Source organism: Arthrobacter sedimenti (genome assembly GCF_042652025.1).
GTDB classification, from domain to species: domain Bacteria; phylum Actinomycetota; class Actinomycetes; order Actinomycetales; family Micrococcaceae; genus Arthrobacter; species Arthrobacter sedimenti.
In genome coordinates, this window is sequence record NZ_JBHSDQ010000004.1 from 108,888 (window position 1) to 124,820 (window position 15,933).

Sequence of the window (15,933 nt, forward strand, 5' to 3'; positions counted from 1 at the left end):
CCTTCCCGGTCGGGCAGTAAACGCCCCGCACTCATTGATGCGCCGGTCCCGCCCCGCCTCAGTTCAGGAAGGTGCGGTGTATTTCGCTGCCGTAGCGGCCGATGATTGCGCGTTTGGCGTTCCTGAAAGCTTCGAGGTCCCCGGCATGGCCATGCTGCTCAACGCTGCGCCTTGCCAGCTCGTCCGAAATCACGTCAAGAAAGAGTTCTGCGAGCAACAAACGGGCGGAGTCGCGGAAGCGGCCCCGCCCGTCGACATAAAGCTGGACGGTGGGGGCTGCGGTATTGATGATGACTTTTCGCTCCACTTCGCTGTACACGGCACGGTCCGTGCTGTTGTGCAGGCTGCGGAAGTCGTAGCCCGTAAAAAGGTCCACGCCGTGGTCTCTGCTCGGATGGCGGACCTGGCGGTGCGGTCCCGGCGGCCTTCCGGGGGCGGCGACGGCTTGGTGCGGAGGTTGGTTTGCGCTGCGGTGTGAGGCGTGCTCGGCGATGACCACTTCGCACAGCGCCCAGTAGTCTCCGGCACGGGCGGTGATTTCCCCGTGGTCTCCAGCCTTGTCCCCCGTTGCCGTCCATTCGAGCCGAAGGGTTTCCGCCAAGGTGCCGACTGGAACCGGTGCAGGCAGCGGGTCAAGGTGGATCGAGGGCGGAAGGTCCAGTTCGAAAGCCAAAGTTTCGCCAACGGGCAGCTGGTGTGGATCCAGCAGCAGGGCAACGTGGAACGGATGCACCGGCGGCCGGTAATAGAAGGGCGTTGTGAACCGCAGTGCCGCCGGTAATGGTGACTCTGGCGGCTGCGCGCCGTCCCCGTTCCGGACACCAGGTGCCGTCTCCAGGCCCAGGTCCAGGATGGCGGCCTCGCTCATGTGCTGAAGCAGGTGCTCGATCATCTCGGCGGTTCGCCCGGATGTAGTGGCCCGTTCCAGGTGAGTGAGTTTTTCCTTCTCTGCCTGGACAGGGGCCGCGATCATCCGGCTCACAGCCCGCGAGAACGCCGCGACAAACGGGTCCTTGGGGTTCAGGCCTTCACGCTCGTCACTGATGATGGCCCTACCTTTGCCAAGCATTTCGGTCAGCGCGGGGCAACGCACCGTCCCGAAAAGATACTCGGTGCCCACCTGGTTCTCGTATTCGAACATCTGGCAGTCGAGCACAGCCATGCCGGACTCCACCACCAGGCCAGCGGTCCGTTCATCGCCCTTCAGTGTCAGTTCGACGTCCTGCGCCCGCTTAAGCGTGACGGTGAACGCGTACTCCGCACCGTCAACGCTGAAGCTGCCCGGCTCATCCGGGCCCACTAACGTGACAGCCGGCGGTTCCATGAAGCGGACGCTGTGGCTGGCGTAATCCCCGTCACCAGGGTGCCCGTGCACGAACTCCACCGTGCGCCGGTCCAGTACGTCCCGCAGGTAGATGTTGTCCGCGAGGAGCTGCAGCAGTGTTGCCTGCTGGGTGATGGTGGCGTGCGGGTTGTCGACAACGATGGTGACCCGGGTGCCGTTGGCGCCGTCTGGAAGATCCAGCCGGGCGTAGTCCGCAGCGAACGCTTGGCGGTCCGTACCGTCGTCGTCATAAAGGTAGCCGCCATTCCGGCCCCGGAAGATGTCGATCCGGGTGAACCGGCCACTTCGAATGGTCTCGATCCAGCCGTGGCCCAGTCCGAAGATGGCCTGTTTGAGCCCGCGCCCGAAGTAGCCGCGGCCTGATCCCTCCCCGCGGGCCAGCGGGCTGTGGGCGCCGCCGTAGCTGAGGATCCGGCCGGCCTGCTCGAAGGACATGCCCTCCGCCTGGTCGGTCACCATCAGCACCGCCCCTGAGTGGTGCCGCTGGTAGCCGACTACGATCGTGCCGGTGACGGTGTCGCCGGCTCTCTCCAGCCGCGCGTAGCTGTCATCGCTGTTGGTGATGAGCTCCACCAGCGCCTTCTCAACCGATGCGAAGCGCCGGGAATCGATCCCGATCACGCGCTGGTCCACTTGGATCTGGGCAACCGTCATGGTGGTTCCTTCGCTCACAACCGAAGCTGATGGTCAACCCAAAGGCGCAACGACGGGCCAACTACGTGGAGCGTAGCAGCAGGCAGAGAGGTCAGGACACCCCCGCAAGAACCCCGTCAATGCGGGCCAGGAGGCCGGGCCAGCCATGACCCATGCCCTCGATGGCGTGGCGGCCCATAGGGGTGTCCAACTGGAAGCCGGCGTGCTCGAAGTGGATTATGGTGCCGCCGTCCACGGGCTCAAGGCGCCAGGTGATGGTGGTGTCCAGCTGGCCTTCGGAGAAGTGGAAGCTGATGGACGTGCCGGGGTCAACAGCGAGCACTTCGCACTGCTGCTGGCCCCAGGCGTCCATGTCCATGCTGAAGCGGTGGCCCACCACGGGCGCGATGTTGCCCGGAGCCCACCAGCGGGCCAGGAGTTCCGGCGTCGTCAGCGCGGCCCAGACAGCGGCAACGGGGTGTGGGTAGCGGCGTTCCAGCCTGATGGCGTTCTCAGTCATTTAGGTTTCTCCTCGTCCAAAAGGTCCCCCAGGGCGTCCAGCCGCTGGTTCCAGTACTGCTCGAAGTGCTTTACCCAGCCGCCGATCTCGGCGAGCCGGGCAGGCTGGAGGTAGTACACCCTGTTCCTGCCCTGGCGTTCCTCCCGCACCAGGCCGGCTCCCCGGAGCACGGCAAGGTGCTCGGACGCGGCCGGACGGCTGAGGTGCAGCAGGCCGGTGAGTTCACCGGCGGTGCGTGACCCCTGCCGCAGTTCGTCCAGGATGACGCGCCGCGCCGGGTTGGACACGGCGGCGAAGACATCGGGAAGCACCAGCCCAGTATACGTCGGAAATATCCGACGCATTGATCACGACCAGCAGCCATGTTCCCTCCGTCACGGCCGGACTACGCTGGGCCGGAACAGGCGTAGTGTGGAATTGCATGCAAATGCATGAACTTATCCAACGGATCCGAAGGAGATGCCCCATGAAGGCATGGCAGTTCACCGGTACCAATAACCCCCTGACGCTGAACGAAGTGGCTGACCCCAGTGCAGGTCCTGGCCAGGTGGTGGTCAGCGTCAAGGCCGCCGGGGTGTGCCACTCCGACGTCACCGCCATCGACGACGCCGGCTGGATGCCGCTGTTCCCTGAGCTCCCGCGCACCATGGGCCACGAGAATGCGGGCGTCATCACGGAAGTGGGTCCCGGAATGGAGCACTGGAAGGTTGGCGACCGGGTTGGCCTCTCCCCCGTCATGAAGGACGGCGACGCATTGGGTTACGGCAAATGGGACGGCGGCTTCGGACCCAAACTCCTCGCCACCGATGACAACCTGGTGAAGCTGCCGGACGAGGTCTCCTTCGAGCTGGGCGCTATGGCAACCGACGCCGGACTTACCGCGTACCACGCCATCATGGCTGTGGGCGGGGCCAAGGCGGGCATGAAGGTGGGCGTGATCGGCCTGGGCGGCCTGGGCTACATCGGCGCCCGCGTCGCAGCGCTGTCAGGCGCAGAGGTCTACGGCGCCGAGGTGAACCCCGAGACGCAAAAGCTCGCCGGCGAGATCGGCCTCGTCGGAGTGGCCGAATCCATTACCGCCTTCAAGGACAAGAACCTGGACCTTATCGTGGACTACGCCGGCTTCGGCACCACCACGTCCGCGGCGCTTGAAACCCTCGCCGAGTTCGGCACGCTGGTCCAGGTGGGCATGGGACGCCTCGAAGCGACCATCAACACCTACCCGCTGATCATCAACCAGCTCTCCATCAAGGGGTCCAAGTCCGGCACCAAGGAGGACCTCGAAAACCTCTACGCCCTCATGAAGTCCGGCGAGCTGAACCCGCCCATGAACCTCATCAAGCAGGCGGACATCCCGGGCGCCATCGACAAGCTGCGCAAGGGCGGCGTGGTGGGCCGCTTCATCGCGGTCTACGAGGACTAAGCCGCTTCGCAGCTTCCCAAGCGGACGACTGCGGGCGCGTCCCGCCGTCGTCCGCTGACTTTTTTGACGGCTCCTGCAGCGCGCCCGCGGTTCATCCACTAGGCTCGCTTTGGTCCGTTGTGGGCCTTGGCCGGGCGCAGCTGGACTTATTGGGGGCATACTCATGGCGGGAAGCAGTACATCAAAGACGACGACGGGCGTGCCCCTGACTCGGCCAGCGGCGCTCCTCGTTGCTCTGTCGCTCGGGCTGGCCGGATGCACCTACTCCGATCACCCGGCAGAGCCGGCGGCAGCCGTCCAGTCCACCCCCGCCCCCACTGCGTCTTCGGCCGCGAAGCCCGCGCTGAGTGGGGAAACTGTGCGGGACTCGTTTGGCAACGTGGACTTCTACACCACGGCAGCGGGCGACACGCTCGCGGCAGTGGCCAGGGCCTACAAGCTTTCGGAGGCGAAGGTGGCCGGGTTCAACGGACTCCAGCCCGGAGCCGTCATCCTTGCGGGCACGAAGCTCCGGCTGATGCCGGCCGGTCCAACGCGGGGCGCAATGGGCGCTGCCACGGGCGAAGTAAACGGCATTCCAATGGATTACACAGTGGAACCCGACGACAGCCTGGCCGGCATCACCTACCGGTTCAACCTGACCGAGGAGCAGTTGGCGGAAGCCAACAAGGTTCCGTTCGCCTACGAAAAGGGGAACGTCTTCTTCATCCAGGCCGGAAGGGCCATCCGCCTGCAAAAAAACCCGGTGGACAGCCGCTCGGGGGCCGGAGCCGAGATCAAGAACTCGTTCGGCCAAACCGTCTACTACACCACGGTGGAAGGCGATTCGTTCGACAGCCTTGGCTACAAATACCGGTCCACCACTGCACAGATCCTGCTGTACAACCCATCATTGGCGGGGGACCAGCCCATTCCTGCCGGTACGAAGGTTCGCCTGATTCCGGGCGAGTTGAAGATCAAGGGTGCCCAGGGAACCTTCACCACCGACGCCAACGGCATCCCGTTGACCTATACCACCGCGCCGGGCGACATCGAGCGGCAAGTTGCCTTCCGCTTCGGTGTTGACCAGCTGCGCTCAGCCAACCGTCCGAGCTCGGGCACCGCCGGGGCTTGGTATGACTTCACCGACCTGCCCAGCGGCGAATTGGTGCCGGGCCAGACCATCAGCCTGGCGTTGGACAAGCCCATCAACAAACCCAGTCCCTGACCTCTGCTCCTTCCTGTCCGGGACCTCTCCCAGCAGGTGGTGTGGTGTCCTACTCTTGAGTAACCCTAGAGAGGACCCCACTTTGGCTTGTGACGGCTGCACCGCATCTTCCCGGCTGGACTTCGATTTCAGCATGGCCTTCCAGCCGATTTACGACGCCGAGGCGGGCCGCGTCTGGGGCTATGAGGCCCTGGTCAGGGGCTTGTCCGGCGAGGGTGCGTACGAGGTCCTGGGAAGAGTGCTGCCGGAACAACGGTACCGTTTTGACCAGGACTGCAGGGTGAAGGCCATCGAACTGGCATCCCGGTTGTTCCCGGCGGATGAAGAGCTGATGCTGTCCATCAACTTCATGCCCAACGCAGTCTATGAGCCGGCAGCCTGCCTCCGCGCCACGCTCCTGGCTGCGACACGCTGCGGCTTCCCGACGTCGTCCATCATGTTCGAGTTCACGGAGAACGAGGAAGTCACCGACACCGGCCATCTGACCAACATCATTACCGAGTACCGCAAGCACGGCTTCACCACGGCCATCGACGACTTCGGCGCCGGGCATGCGGGACTGGGGCTGCTGGTGGACTTCCAGCCGGACCTGATGAAAATCGATATGAAGCTGATCCGGGGCATCGACACCAGCCCGGCCCGGCAGGCAGTGGTGGCCGGCATTGGGGGTATCGCCAGGGAACTCGGCATCAAGGTCCTCGCGGAGGGCATCGAGACGGAGGAAGAGTTCCGGGTGCTCAAGGCAGCCGGGATCCGCCTGTTCCAGGGCTACTGGTTCGCCAAACCGGAGTTCGAGACCCTGCCGGAGATTCGACCCTTCGCTACGGCCGCGTAGATCCCCTCCGGCCCAGCCTGTATCCCGCCCAGAACGCGAGAATCAGCAGCCCCGCCACTGCCAGGGTCAGGCCGAACTGGGTGCCCCGCGTGATAAAGGCGGCACCGGGCACGCTGAACGGCTGATTGCTCAGCGGTGCGTACGCAAACCAGCCCACAAAGTCACGGTTCAGGTAAGCGATCAGGCCCCCGGCAAGCACCGCCACCAGTCCGCATAAGGGCACGACGGCGGCAGCAACTTTGCCCCGACGCGACGGTTGGCGTTCATGATCTACGGTGTTTTCCCCCATGCCCGCGAGTCTAGCTGGGAGCACAGCCCGCCCACCAAGGAGGAGGGCCGCCCCTTTCGCCTCTCCAAAAACATCAGCCACTTCTATTGCCGAGAAACCGCTTTCTCGGTAGGGTCCTTGTCAGCGCCCTCCAGTGATCGGCGTCATAGTGGACCGCGGACCGGGGCGCAGTTCATTCCAATGACGGAAGAGAGAACATGCGAAAACGCCATGCCCACCTGTCTTTAGCCGCAGCAATGGCAGTAGCCGGCGCCCTCATCATTCCAACCCAGGCAGGGGCGGCTCCAAACCCTGCTGCCGACCCCGCAGCCCAGACGGCGCAGACACCACTGGAACGCCAGATCCTCGCCCCGCGCGATGGCTGGGCGGCCGAGGGACCAGGAACCACCGGCGGTTCAACAGCATCAGCTGCCCATGTATACGACGTGCACAACAAGGCCGAAATGCTGGCGGCCTTCGCGGAAGCCGGTACCCAGCCGAAGATCGTCCGTGTCCACGGAACCATCAACGCGAACACGGCAGCGGATGGTTCGCCCCTGACCTGCCAGGACTACGCACAGGGCACCGGGTACAGCCTGGAGCAGTACCTGACCGACTTCGACCCCGCGACCTACGGCCGCGACCAGGAGCCCGCGGGCCCGCAAGAGGCCGCCCGCCGACTGGCCGCCGCCAAGCAGGCGAAAACCATCCGCTGGGACATCCCCAGCAACACCACCATCGTAGGAGCCACTCCGGACAGCAGCATCACGGGCGCGGCGATGCGCATCAACGGTGCCACCAACGTGATCGTCCGCAACCTCACACTGCGGGACTCCGCCGACTGTTTCCCCGCCTGGGACCCCACAGACGGGGCCGAAGGCAACTGGAACAGTGAATACGACCTGCTGCAGGTCATCAACAAAGCCACACATGTCTGGATCGACCACTCCTCGTTCACGGACGCCCCGAACCTGGACAGCTCGCAGCCGCTCTACTTCGGCCGCCCCTACCAGGTGCACGACGGGGCAGTGGATGTCACCAACGGTTCGGACCTGGTGACCATGTCCTACAACCGCTTCTCCGACCACGACAAACTGCTGCTGATCGGCTCCACCGACTCAGCCACGCGGGGCGACCCGGGCAAGCTCCGGGTGACCATCCACCACAACATCTTCGAGAACGTGGGCCAGCGCGCTCCGCGGGTCCGCTTTGGCCAGGTGGACGTCTACAACAACCACTACAAGGTAGCGGCGGACAGCCCCATCCCCTACGAGTACAGCCTCGGCGCCGGCTTCAGCTCCCATCTGTATGCGGAAGCCAACGCCTTCACCCTGCCGGACGGGATCACCGCCGCGGACATCATCGGCCGCTATAAGGGAACCGAGATCACCACCATCGGCAATGCTGTGAACGGCAAGATCACTGACATTCGTGCCGAGTACAACGCCGCTGCCGCGCCCGCAGACCAGCTGGCAGCAGACACCTCCTGGGCACCCGCCTTCCGCACCCAGGTCCATCCTGCCCAGGCTGTGCCGGCCCTGCTGCAGAACTCCACCGGCCCCATCTTTACCTCGGGGGCCGACTCCTGATGGCCGCCATCCAGCCCAGCCGGCGCAGCGTCCTGGCAACGCTGGCCCTTACCGCGGGGTCCGTGGCCTTGTCGGGAACAAGTATGGCGAGCGCGCTTGCCCAAACCAGCCCCGACCCCACCAAACCCCGCACCAAACCGGTCATCTTCGTGGTGGGGGACTCGACGTCGTCGGCGTACCAGCAGTCGGAGCGGCCCCGCGCGGGATGGGGCCAGGCACTCCCCCTCCTCCTGGGGCCTCAGGCCACGGTGTTCGATTACGCGTGGTCGGGAGCCTCCTCGAAGAGCTTCGCCGACGCAGGGCTGCTGGACAGGGTGCTCACTCTCATGCAGCCGGGCGACTACCTCCTGATCTCCTTTGGCCACAACGATGAGAAAGTTTCAGACCCCAGCCGCGGAACGCTTCCGGGCTCCACTTACAAGGAGTACCTGGGCCGGTACATTGACGGTGCCAGGGCACGCGGCGGCAAGCCGGTCCTGGTGACGTCCGTGGAACGGCGGCGCTTCGATTCCTTCGGTACTGCCCAGGATTCGCACGGCGCGTACCCACAGGCAGTGCGGGACCTCGCCGCAGCGACGGGGACGCCGCTGGTGGACCTGACGGTCTCTTCCAAGGAGCTGTGGCAGAAGCTGGGTCCGGAGGGGACCAAGAGGCAGTTCCTGTTCCTGGCTCCCGGCGAACACCCGCAGTATCCGCAGGGTTCGGAGGACAATACCCATTTCCAGGCGGCAGGGGCACTCTCCGTTGCACGCCTTGTGGCACGCGAATTGCAGCAGAAAGAGATTGCGCCGCCGGGCTACTTCCTGAACATTGACGCCGGCACAGACCCCCTGATGGCAATGTTCTGGCCCAGCGAGCGCCCGGTGGATGTGCCGCGAACCCTGGACGTGGGGCCTGGCAAAGCGTTCGCTACGGTCCAGGCGGCCGTCGACTCCATTCCATCCGGCAGTACGCAGCGGACAGTCATCCGGATCCAGCCCGGAACCTACCGCGAAGCACTCCGGGTGCCGGCGAACAAGCCCCGGGTCTCGTTGGTGGGGCAGGGCAGCAGGCCGGAGGACGTTCTGCTCGTGTTCAACAACGCGTCGGGCACGCCCAAGCCGGACGGCAGCGGGAATTACGGGACGTCCGGCAGCGCGTCGGTCCGGATCGACGGGCCGGACTTTGTGGCCCGGAACCTGACCATCAGCAATGATTTCGATGAAGCCGCGAATATGGGCATGAAGGACCGCCAGGCCGTGGCACTGCACATCACTGCCGACCGGTCCGTGCTTTCGCAGGTGAGGCTGCTGGGCAACCAGGACACCCTGTTGGTCAACTCGCCCGGCGCCGGCGTCCCGGCCCGCTTCTATTTCGACCGTTGCTATGTGGAAGGGGACGTCGACTTCATCTTCGGCCGCGGCACCGCCGTGTTCAGCGCCTGCGAGATCAAGTCACTGGACCGGGGTTCCACCACGAACAACGGGTATGTCACCGCCGGAAGCCAGGATCTCTCCATCAAGTACGGCTACCTTTTCGACCAGTGCCGGTTGGTGTCCGACGCCGCCAGGGACAGCGTCCACCTCGGCAGGCCGTGGCATCCAAGCGGCGACCCGAAGGCAGTGGCCCAGGTCCTGGTACGGGATTCGTGGCTCGGGGCGCATATTTCCGGCAGCCCGTGGACGGACATGAGCGGCTTCTCCTGGCGGGAGGCTCGGTTCCACGAGTACAACAACCGCGGACCGGGAGCCCAGGTGACCCCTGACCGCCCGCAGTTGCCCGGGCCGGAGGCGGGCAACTACACGGTCCGGAACTACCTGCAGGGTACGGACGGCTGGGCACCCCAGCTGGAAGGAACGACGGCGGACTGCAGCGTAGTGCCGTCGGCACCGGCAGCGTAACGACAGGCAGGGGCAGGCCCGGTTCCACCGCGGAACCGGGCCTTTCCCCTGCCGGCCATCCCTAGCCGGGCCGCACCGGCCGGGTCTAGGCTGGGCGGATGCTGACCATCGGAACCATTGTCCTCGGCGTCAACGACGTCGCCGCTGCCACCAAGTTCTGGCATGACGCCCTTGGCTATGTCCCCCGGGAAGAAGGCGACGAAACCTGGGTGACCCTTGTGCCGTCGTCGGGCCCTGGTGCGGAGCTGTCCCTGATGCTCAGTGAAACCCCTGTCCAGCACCATCCAAGGATCCACCTGGACCTTTATGCGGACGACCAGTCCGCGGAGGTGGAGCGGCTGGTATCGATCGGTGCGCAGCGGGTTGATTGGGATTCGTACCCGGACGACCCCGACTTCGTGGTCCTGGAGGATCCGGACGGCAACCGGTTCTGCGTGATCGACAAAAGCCCGCGCTAGCGCCGCCCGGGAACAATGCCTCCGACCAACCCGTTGGCATCCGTACAACCGCATCCTTCACGGGGCGGCAGCGACGGAAGGGAACTCATGGTCAGGGCTGTCTGGAACGGGAAAGTCATCGCCGAATCGTCGGACACCGTGGTGGTGGAGGGCAACCACTACTTCCCGCGCGAGGCCGTGAATCCCGCCTATTTGCGGGACAGCGACAAGAACACGTTTTGCCCGTGGAAGGGCACGGCCAGCTACCACACGCTGGACGTGGACGGTGAGCTGAACGAGGCCGCGGCCTGGTACTACCCCGAGGCGAAGCCGCGCGCCAAGCACATTCAGGACCGGATCGCTTTCTGGCGCGGCGTCACCATCGAGGACTAACGGGCATAGGACGCGGACGACGGCGGGTGGGAACCCGCCGTCGTCCGCTCTCCCGGCAGTGTGGCCCAGCACGCGCCGTTGAGCGCTGGGCCGGCTAGGCGGCGAGCGGCAGGTCGAACAGCTGCTCGGCAAGCCTGATGAGGTGGCGGGGAGCGTCGCATTCTTTATCCCGCCTGTCCAGGCCCAGGAAAAGGGCCGTCCCCTGGATCGTTCCGTCGAGGTCGGTTCCAGCCTCCCGAATGAGCACCTCAGCGCGGGGATTCATGAACGTCCTGTCAGTGTGGCTGTCCAGGTAGACGTGCCAATCGGTGCCCGCGAGGAGGCCGATGCCGCCTGATGCGATCTTCTGGAAGGCCGTCTCGTCGAGGTGGATCGGCTTGATGTGGACCGGTTGGGTGAGGCGCGTGGGGACGACGAGCGCGTTGAATGGGGTCAGCATGGTGTTGTCCTTGGGGGTCACGCCATTGATGGCTGCCCTTCGTTTCTGCAGTGTTGGCGCGGGCGGCCCCAGGCTAGGAGACCCGGCGGCCGCCCGCTGGCATGGTCAGCGCTGATTCTTGCGCGGTTTGGTGAAATTCAGCTCACTGTTTTCAGTTTTGGCTCTTTTTTCGGCACGTTTTTCGAGAATTGACTTGCCGACCTTTTTAGCGGCGCCGCTTTTGGGGGATTTTCCGGACATCGGAATCACGCCTTTCTTTGCTTGCGTTACCCGATACCATACCCACTTTTATTTTTTTATCCAGTCCTGCAAGCGCCCCCGCAAATCCGGCACTTCAGGCACCCAACGTCTTTTCACGAAGTACAACCCGGCAGAGAACATCGCCTTGCCGTTTATTTCCGACGACCAGCCCAGCATCTTATTCTTCTCTTTTGCGGAAATGCAGATGACTGTTCAGGGAACGCACGAAAAGAGGCTTTTTCTTTCCCCCCTTCCACTCACTGCCAGAATTCCGTAAGCCTCCCGGCGAGGGCTTTGCCTTGGTTATGTCCAGCTTGGGCCGCGGCGGGCCGCAGGGACAGGTCCATGGCGTTGGGTCCGAACATGTGCTCAGCATCGCTGTCCGGACCGATCACCTCGACTCTGCTGCCGCCGGCACGCAGTTCCTCAACCTGCGCTGCCAACTGCATTCCCCACTCAAGTGGCATGCGGGTCCTGCCGCCGAAGGGTGACAGCACCAGGACCAGGCCGTACCCGGCGGCCAAATCGGCGTTCTCGTTGCGCCGGTAGCCGCCGTCGATATAGCTGTTGTCCCCGATCCGGTACGCGGAGGCGCTGGAGCAGCTGGCCGCCACAGCGTCCACCAGATCGATGCCGCTGTTGCGGTGGAACACCGCCGGTTCCCCGGTACTGGCATCGACCGCAGTGATCAGCAGCTCGTGGTCTGGCCATTCCTGCCGGGGCAGGCGCGCGGCGACAGTGGCCCGCCACCGCTCGGAGCCGTCGTAGTCAGCCGCCAGGTCGAGTGCGGCCGCACCCATCCTGCGTCGCATGTCGGAGGCGTCCGTGGAGGCGGCGATGATCCTGCCGGTCCGCTCTAGATGGTTCGGCACCGGGCCCCCGCGAGCCGGGGTTCCTGCGGGACGGGGCCGCTGCGGAAGGGGAGCATCGAGGACGGCGGCATAGAGTTCCGCGGGAGTTGAGCCGGCGATCTGGGCGGCAGCCGTGGATCCTGCAGATGTTCCGATGACCATGTGGGCATTGGTCACGTCCAGTCCGGCATCAGCCAGGCCGGCCAGGACGCCAATCAACCAGGCGTTGCCGGTGGAGCCGCCGCCGCCGAGGACCAGTGCGCGGCGGGAATTCCCCGCCGGCGTGGCGTGCGGGAGGTAAGAAGATGTTGTGTTCATGGGAGTCGCCTTTCGCGAATTGCCTGTTCGGCGCTCCCGGTAGCGGCTGGGTCAGCCGCGGATCGTAGGCTGCGAGGGAGCACCCATTACGGATACAGCTTTCATGGGTCCCACCTCCTCGGCTCGTGTCACGATCATGGGAATCTTGGCACACCGCCCGCACGGTCCGCAACGGGTAAATTTGGAGCGGTGATTTCCATTGACCGCGACGACCCCGCACGTGACGATGTCCAACTGCTCCTGAGTGAACACCTGGCCGACATGTACGCCACCTCGCCGCCCGGAAGCGTGCACGCCCTGGACCATTCCGCGTTGTCCGTACCGTCAATCTCGTTCTGGACGGCCCGCGAGGACGGCAACCTGCTGGGGTGCGGCGCCCTCAAGCTCTTGGCCTCCCCCGCCGGGACGGAAAGGCACGGCGAGATCAAGTCGATGCGCACCACCGCGACTGCACGGGGCCGCGGCGTGGCCACGCTCATGCTCGGACACATCCTCGAGGACGCCCGGAAGCGAAACCTTGAGCGCGTCTTTTTGGAAACCGGAACTGAGGACTACTTTGCTCCCGCCCGCCGCCTGTATGCGCGGCACGGCTTCACCGAGTGCATGCCCTTTGCGGACTACGTCTTGGACCCGAACAGCGTCTTTATGGAGCTTCGCCTCCAGCGACCCACCCCCGGCACCCAGGAAAGCTGACGACGGCTGGTGGGCACCCGCCGTCGTCCGCTTGCTGCAATTGCCTAATTTCTATAGCTGCCCGCCGGGCCCGCTGTCCTTGACGTCACCGCGCCAACCGCCGGTTTCCGAGCCGCGCGATTCGATGAAGTCCTTGAACTTCCGCATGTCGGCTTTGACCTGCATCTCGTCGATCTTGAGGGCCGCCCCCGCCTTCTCGGTGACGGTCTCGGGCGCCCATTCAAGATGGACTTTGACCTTGGTGTGGCCCGCGTCCAGCGGCGTGAACCGGACGATGCCGGCGTGCGACCTGCCGTCGGTGCTGCGCCAGGCGATGCGGTCGTCGGGCTCCTGGTCAACGATCTCGGTGTCGAACTCCCGCTGGACGCCACCCACCTTGGTGACCCAGTGGTTGGTTCTGTCGGTCAGTTGGATCACCGATTCCACTCCGGACATGAAATGCGGAAAGGATTCGAACTGGGTCCACTGGTTGTACGCGGTCCGCACCGGAACTGCGACGTCAACGGTCTCTTCAACCTCTTGAAAGTGTTCCATCTGCTTCCTCCTCATCACGGACGGCCGCAACGGCGGACCGGCAGATCTGGCCTTCCTGCCAGCCAGGCAGCCGCCACCCCTGCACGATAGATCCGGGGGCCAGCTGTGTCCAGAGCCTTAAATACCAAAGCGGACGACGGCGGGTGGGCGCCGCCGTCGTCCGCTTTCCGGTGGCGCCTACTGGCTGAAGGGGACCTTTTCCCAGCTCAGGACGTCTGCGCCCTTGGCGCTGTTGCCCGCCACCGTGAAGCGGACGTAGTCCACAGCATTGTTGGCGCCGTCGACGGTGATGCGCTGCAGGTTGTCCGCGGCCGGTGAGCCGTAAATCTCCAGCCACGGGGAACTGGCGGCGAGAGGCTGGTTTTCAGCGAAGACGTGGCTGTCGCCGTTGACCAGGTACACCGGGGCATCGAAGTTGTTGGTTTCCTGGACGATGGCCTGCACGATCCCGCGGAAGCCGGAGACGGTGTCCGGGTTGGCGGTGGCGTCGGCCAGGAGCGACGGATCGAACATGTCGGCCTGCTGCATGAGCACCACGGCGCGGTCGTTGCTGCGCCTCGCGTCGGTGAAGGTCTGGTGGATCTGGGCGATCACGGCGTCCGTCCGGTGCTCCACTTCGGCCAGTTGCTCCGGCGTTAGTGCGGTCTTGCCCAGGCCGGTCCACGGCAGGAGGGAGTTGTTGCTGCCCTGGACGTTCAGGACGGAGAACGCCACCCGGTTCTTGTCGAAGCGGACGTCCTCGGGGAGGCCCAGGTCCTCCTGCGACTTCACCGGCATGGTGGTACCAAGCGTTTTGCCGGGCTGGTTGAAGAAGACCTCCCGGATCTTGTCCAGTCGCTCCAGCGGGTTGTAGGCGCCGTTGTTGGTGCGGTGGCAGTCGACCCACTCGTTGTCGCCGGGGGTGTAGACCAGCGGATGGGTGAAGGTGTCGAACTGGGTGCGGATGTAGGAGAAGTATTCGTCCGAGCAGACGGAGGAACCGTTCTTTATATCGCCCACGTGTGCTACAAACTTCAGGTCCTTGTCCGCATTAAGATCCTGGATCCGGGAGGGGAATTTGGCGATCTCGCTGGCTCCGTAGGGGATATCGCCGATGGCGGCGAAGGTGAAGGCCTGGTTGCCGTCGCTGGTGCTGTCCGCCTGTGCTGTTTCGGCGAAGGCGGGCTGCGAGGCAAGGAGGCCGAACGCCAGGGTGAGCGCCGCCGTCGTGATGTTGACTGTCTTTGAAGGCAAGGTGGTGGTCCTGTTTCTCGTGAGGGTCTGGACGGGGGCTTATGCGCCGCGGGCGGTGAGGAACTGCTGCAGGCCGGCGAGGTCGTCGGTGTTGATGTGGTCCACGCCGGCATCGGCGAGTTCGGTCCAGACGGCGTCGCGTGCCGCGCCGGGCTGGTCGGGGGTGGCCCAGAAGCGGACGCGGTAGCCGTTGGCGTGCGCGGTGGCGACGAAGTTGCGGAGCTTGGTGCGCTCCGCCTCCGGCATGGGGCCGACGCCCTGCCAGGTGAAGAGCTTGGTCCAGTTGTCGCTGACCAGCGGCATCAGGGCCGCGGGCAGTCCGGACGTAAGGTCGGTGGCGCGGCCGTCGTAGAAGCTGAAGCGCTGGGTTTGCGCCTGCATCGTGGTCAGCGGGCGGTTGCCACTGATGACCGCGGTGACCGGGCCGGTCTTGACGTTGCCGTTGGTGTAGCGGCTCATGATGTCCCGGTGGTCGGTCAGCTCCTGCTCGATGGCGGCGTAGGTGGCCTCGCCTTCGCTCTTGATGTCGATCAGGAGCTGAAGGCTGCCGTCCCATTTGGGTTAGACGCTGTGGCCGGGCTGGCTGCGGACCAGGTCCTGGAGCGGACCGAGGTAGAGGCTTTCGAGTGTGACCCCCTGCTTGGCGTCGGCCAGGTCATGGGCCACGCGGAGTTCACCGTCTACGAGCCAGACGTCCGCTTCAACGCTGGTGAAGCCGTGTTCCAGTGCGTCGAACAGGGGGGGTCATGCTCGTAGTCGTTGTGGGCGTGCGTCCCGGCAAGCGGCTGGCCGACGACGACGGGCGCGGGTTTGGGTGCCGCAACCTGCGCTGCGGCTGGGGCTGCTGCCGCCCCTGCCATGGAGGCGAGGATGGCGACGGCGGCGAGGGTGCTTTTCACGAACACGGGGAGTACTCCTGGTACCTCGGGATTTGTTGCCCGGTTGGCGCGACGGGCGGAAGGGTGCGTGAAAAGACTGCTTGACCTGCCGAAACGGCGTGAGGCCCCTTGGTTGCTGGGTGGTGAACGAGAGGGAACAACGGAACTGGGGCATGGCCGATACCGCTTGGACCGACCGCGCGCCAATCCGGGCAAC

Annotated in this window: 17 protein-coding genes and 1 pseudogene; 9 read left to right on the forward strand and 9 right to left on the reverse strand. The window is 64.9% G+C overall.

From position 1 onward, the window contains the following. Positions 1-58: 58 nt before the first annotated feature. The 3 genes from ACFO0G_RS11065 to ACFO0G_RS11075 all read right to left on the reverse strand — a co-directional run bounded on the left by ACFO0G_RS11065 (position 59) and on the right by ACFO0G_RS11075 (position 2,809). Positions 59-1,999, reverse strand: coding sequence for an ATP-binding protein (locus ACFO0G_RS11065; protein ID WP_376977602.1), 1,941 nt, complete (start codon positions 1,997-1,999; stop codon positions 59-61). 91 nt (positions 2,000-2,090) lie between these two features. Then, positions 2,091-2,498, reverse strand: coding sequence for an SRPBCC family protein (locus ACFO0G_RS11070; protein WP_286399426.1), 408 nt, complete (start codon positions 2,496-2,498; stop codon positions 2,091-2,093). Then, a complete protein-coding gene (locus tag ACFO0G_RS11075; protein ID WP_286399428.1) occupies positions 2,495-2,809 on the reverse strand; it encodes an ArsR/SmtB family transcription factor in 315 nt (104 codons plus the stop codon). Before ACFO0G_RS11075 ends, ACFO0G_RS11070 begins: the two co-directional genes overlap by 4 nt. Positions 2,810-2,964: 155 nt before the next feature. On the opposite strand from ACFO0G_RS11075, the gene ACFO0G_RS11080 reads away from it, so the two are divergent. From ACFO0G_RS11080 to ACFO0G_RS11090, 3 genes are all read left to right on the forward strand, one after another. Beyond that, a complete protein-coding gene (locus tag ACFO0G_RS11080; protein ID WP_376977605.1) occupies positions 2,965-3,921 on the forward strand; it encodes a zinc-binding dehydrogenase in 957 nt (318 codons plus the stop codon). Positions 3,922-4,120: 199 nt separating this feature from the next. Continuing rightward, complete coding sequence (locus tag ACFO0G_RS11085; RefSeq protein WP_376977607.1) at positions 4,121-5,128, forward strand: LysM peptidoglycan-binding domain-containing protein; 1,008 nt, start codon at positions 4,121-4,123, stop codon at positions 5,126-5,128. Positions 5,129-5,183: 55 nt separating this feature from the next. Beyond that, positions 5,184-5,963, forward strand: coding sequence for an EAL domain-containing protein (locus tag ACFO0G_RS11090; RefSeq protein WP_376977609.1), 780 nt, complete (start codon positions 5,184-5,186; stop codon positions 5,961-5,963). Here ACFO0G_RS11090 and ACFO0G_RS11095 read toward each other — a convergent pair. Beyond that, positions 5,950-6,252 carry a hypothetical protein gene (locus ACFO0G_RS11095; RefSeq protein ID WP_376977611.1) on the reverse strand — a complete coding sequence of 101 codons (303 nt, stop codon included), beginning with the start codon at positions 6,250-6,252 and terminating at the stop codon, positions 5,950-5,952. The two genes, ACFO0G_RS11090 and ACFO0G_RS11095, sit on opposite strands and share 14 nt — an antisense overlap. Positions 6,253-6,449: 197 nt before the next feature. Between ACFO0G_RS11095 and ACFO0G_RS11100 the strand changes: the two genes are divergently transcribed. The 4 genes from ACFO0G_RS11100 (at position 6,450) to ACFO0G_RS11115 (ending at position 10,530) form a co-directional block, all read left to right on the forward strand. After that, on the forward strand, positions 6,450-7,820 hold the full coding sequence (locus tag ACFO0G_RS11100) for a pectate lyase family protein (RefSeq protein WP_376977613.1): 1,371 nt from the start codon (positions 6,450-6,452) through the stop codon (positions 7,818-7,820). Continuing rightward, a complete protein-coding gene (locus tag ACFO0G_RS11105) occupies positions 7,820-9,700 on the forward strand; it encodes a pectinesterase family protein (protein ID WP_376977615.1) in 1,881 nt (626 codons plus the stop codon). The genes ACFO0G_RS11100 and ACFO0G_RS11105 overlap by 1 nt, the downstream gene beginning before the upstream one ends. A gap of 98 nt (positions 9,701-9,798) precedes the next feature. Then, positions 9,799-10,158, forward strand: a complete 360-nt coding sequence (locus ACFO0G_RS11110; protein WP_286399446.1) for a VOC family protein — start codon at positions 9,799-9,801, stop codon at positions 10,156-10,158. An 87-nt stretch (positions 10,159-10,245) separates the two neighbouring features. Next, positions 10,246-10,530 carry a DUF427 domain-containing protein gene (locus tag ACFO0G_RS11115; RefSeq protein ID WP_376977617.1) on the forward strand — a complete coding sequence of 95 codons (285 nt, stop codon included), beginning with the start codon at positions 10,246-10,248 and terminating at the stop codon, positions 10,528-10,530. Positions 10,531-10,624: 94 nt separating this feature from the next. On the opposite strand, the gene ACFO0G_RS11120 is transcribed toward ACFO0G_RS11115, so the two are convergent. Next, complete coding sequence (locus ACFO0G_RS11120) at positions 10,625-10,969, reverse strand: hypothetical protein (protein WP_286399448.1); 345 nt, start codon at positions 10,967-10,969, stop codon at positions 10,625-10,627. 130 nt (positions 10,970-11,099) lie between these two features. Between ACFO0G_RS11120 and ACFO0G_RS11125 the strand changes: the two genes are divergently transcribed. Further along, complete coding sequence (locus ACFO0G_RS11125; protein ID WP_376977619.1) at positions 11,100-11,486, forward strand: hypothetical protein; 387 nt, start codon at positions 11,100-11,102, stop codon at positions 11,484-11,486. On the opposite strand, the gene ACFO0G_RS11130 is transcribed toward ACFO0G_RS11125, so the two are convergent. Further along, positions 11,467-12,378: a patatin-like phospholipase family protein gene (locus tag ACFO0G_RS11130; RefSeq protein WP_376977621.1), complete on the reverse strand. Its 912-nt coding sequence runs from the start codon at positions 12,376-12,378 to the stop codon at positions 11,467-11,469. The two genes, ACFO0G_RS11125 and ACFO0G_RS11130, sit on opposite strands and share 20 nt — an antisense overlap. 189 nt (positions 12,379-12,567) lie before the next feature. On the opposite strand from ACFO0G_RS11130, the gene ACFO0G_RS11135 reads away from it, so the two are divergent. Beyond that, the gene (locus ACFO0G_RS11135; RefSeq protein ID WP_376977623.1) at positions 12,568-13,071 is read left to right on the forward strand and encodes a GNAT family N-acetyltransferase; all 504 of its coding nucleotides are present in this window, start codon (positions 12,568-12,570) and stop codon (positions 13,069-13,071) included. Positions 13,072-13,122: 51 nt separating this feature from the next. Here the strand turns inward: ACFO0G_RS11135 and ACFO0G_RS11140 are convergent, their stop codons facing one another. The 3 genes and pseudogenes from ACFO0G_RS11140 to ACFO0G_RS11150 form a co-directional block, all read right to left on the reverse strand. Then, positions 13,123-13,605 (reverse strand): SRPBCC family protein, encoded by a 483-nt coding sequence (locus ACFO0G_RS11140; protein WP_376977625.1) that lies wholly within the window; start codon positions 13,603-13,605, stop codon positions 13,123-13,125. 177 nt (positions 13,606-13,782) lie between these two features. Continuing rightward, positions 13,783-14,838, reverse strand: coding sequence for a hypothetical protein (locus ACFO0G_RS11145; protein WP_376977627.1), 1,056 nt, complete (start codon positions 14,836-14,838; stop codon positions 13,783-13,785). 39 nt (positions 14,839-14,877) lie between these two features. After that, positions 14,878-15,743 (reverse strand): annotated as a pseudogene (locus ACFO0G_RS11150) (phosphatidylinositol-specific phospholipase C/glycerophosphodiester phosphodiesterase family protein). Positions 15,744-15,933 lie beyond the last annotated feature (190 nt).

Bases quoted from the DNA above. Each gene is read 5' to 3' on its own strand.
- ACFO0G_RS11120 (WP_286399448.1), bottom strand. From the start codon at position 10,969: ATGCTGACCCCATTCAACGCGCTCGTCGTCCCCACGCGCCTCACCCAA.
- ACFO0G_RS11105 (WP_376977615.1), top strand. From the start codon at position 7,820: ATGGCCGCCATCCAGCCCAGCCGGCGCAGCGTCCTGGCAACGCTGGCC.
- ACFO0G_RS11070 (WP_286399426.1), bottom strand. From the start codon at position 2,498: ATGACTGAGAACGCCATCAGGCTGGAACGCCGCTACCCACACCCCGTT.
- ACFO0G_RS11100 (WP_376977613.1), top strand. From the start codon at position 6,450: ATGCGAAAACGCCATGCCCACCTGTCTTTAGCCGCAGCAATGGCAGTA.
- ACFO0G_RS11065 (WP_376977602.1), bottom strand. From the start codon at position 1,999: ATGACGGTTGCCCAGATCCAAGTGGACCAGCGCGTGATCGGGATCGAT.
- ACFO0G_RS11115 (WP_376977617.1), top strand. From the start codon at position 10,246: ATGGTCAGGGCTGTCTGGAACGGGAAAGTCATCGCCGAATCGTCGGAC.
- ACFO0G_RS11140 (WP_376977625.1), bottom strand. From the start codon at position 13,605: ATGGAACACTTTCAAGAGGTTGAAGAGACCGTTGACGTCGCAGTTCCG.
- ACFO0G_RS11080 (WP_376977605.1), top strand. From the start codon at position 2,965: ATGAAGGCATGGCAGTTCACCGGTACCAATAACCCCCTGACGCTGAAC.
- ACFO0G_RS11110 (WP_286399446.1), top strand. From the start codon at position 9,799: ATGCTGACCATCGGAACCATTGTCCTCGGCGTCAACGACGTCGCCGCT.
- ACFO0G_RS11095 (WP_376977611.1), bottom strand. From the start codon at position 6,252: ATGGGGGAAAACACCGTAGATCATGAACGCCAACCGTCGCGTCGGGGC.
- ACFO0G_RS11130 (WP_376977621.1), bottom strand. From the start codon at position 12,378: ATGAACACAACATCTTCTTACCTCCCGCACGCCACGCCGGCGGGGAAT.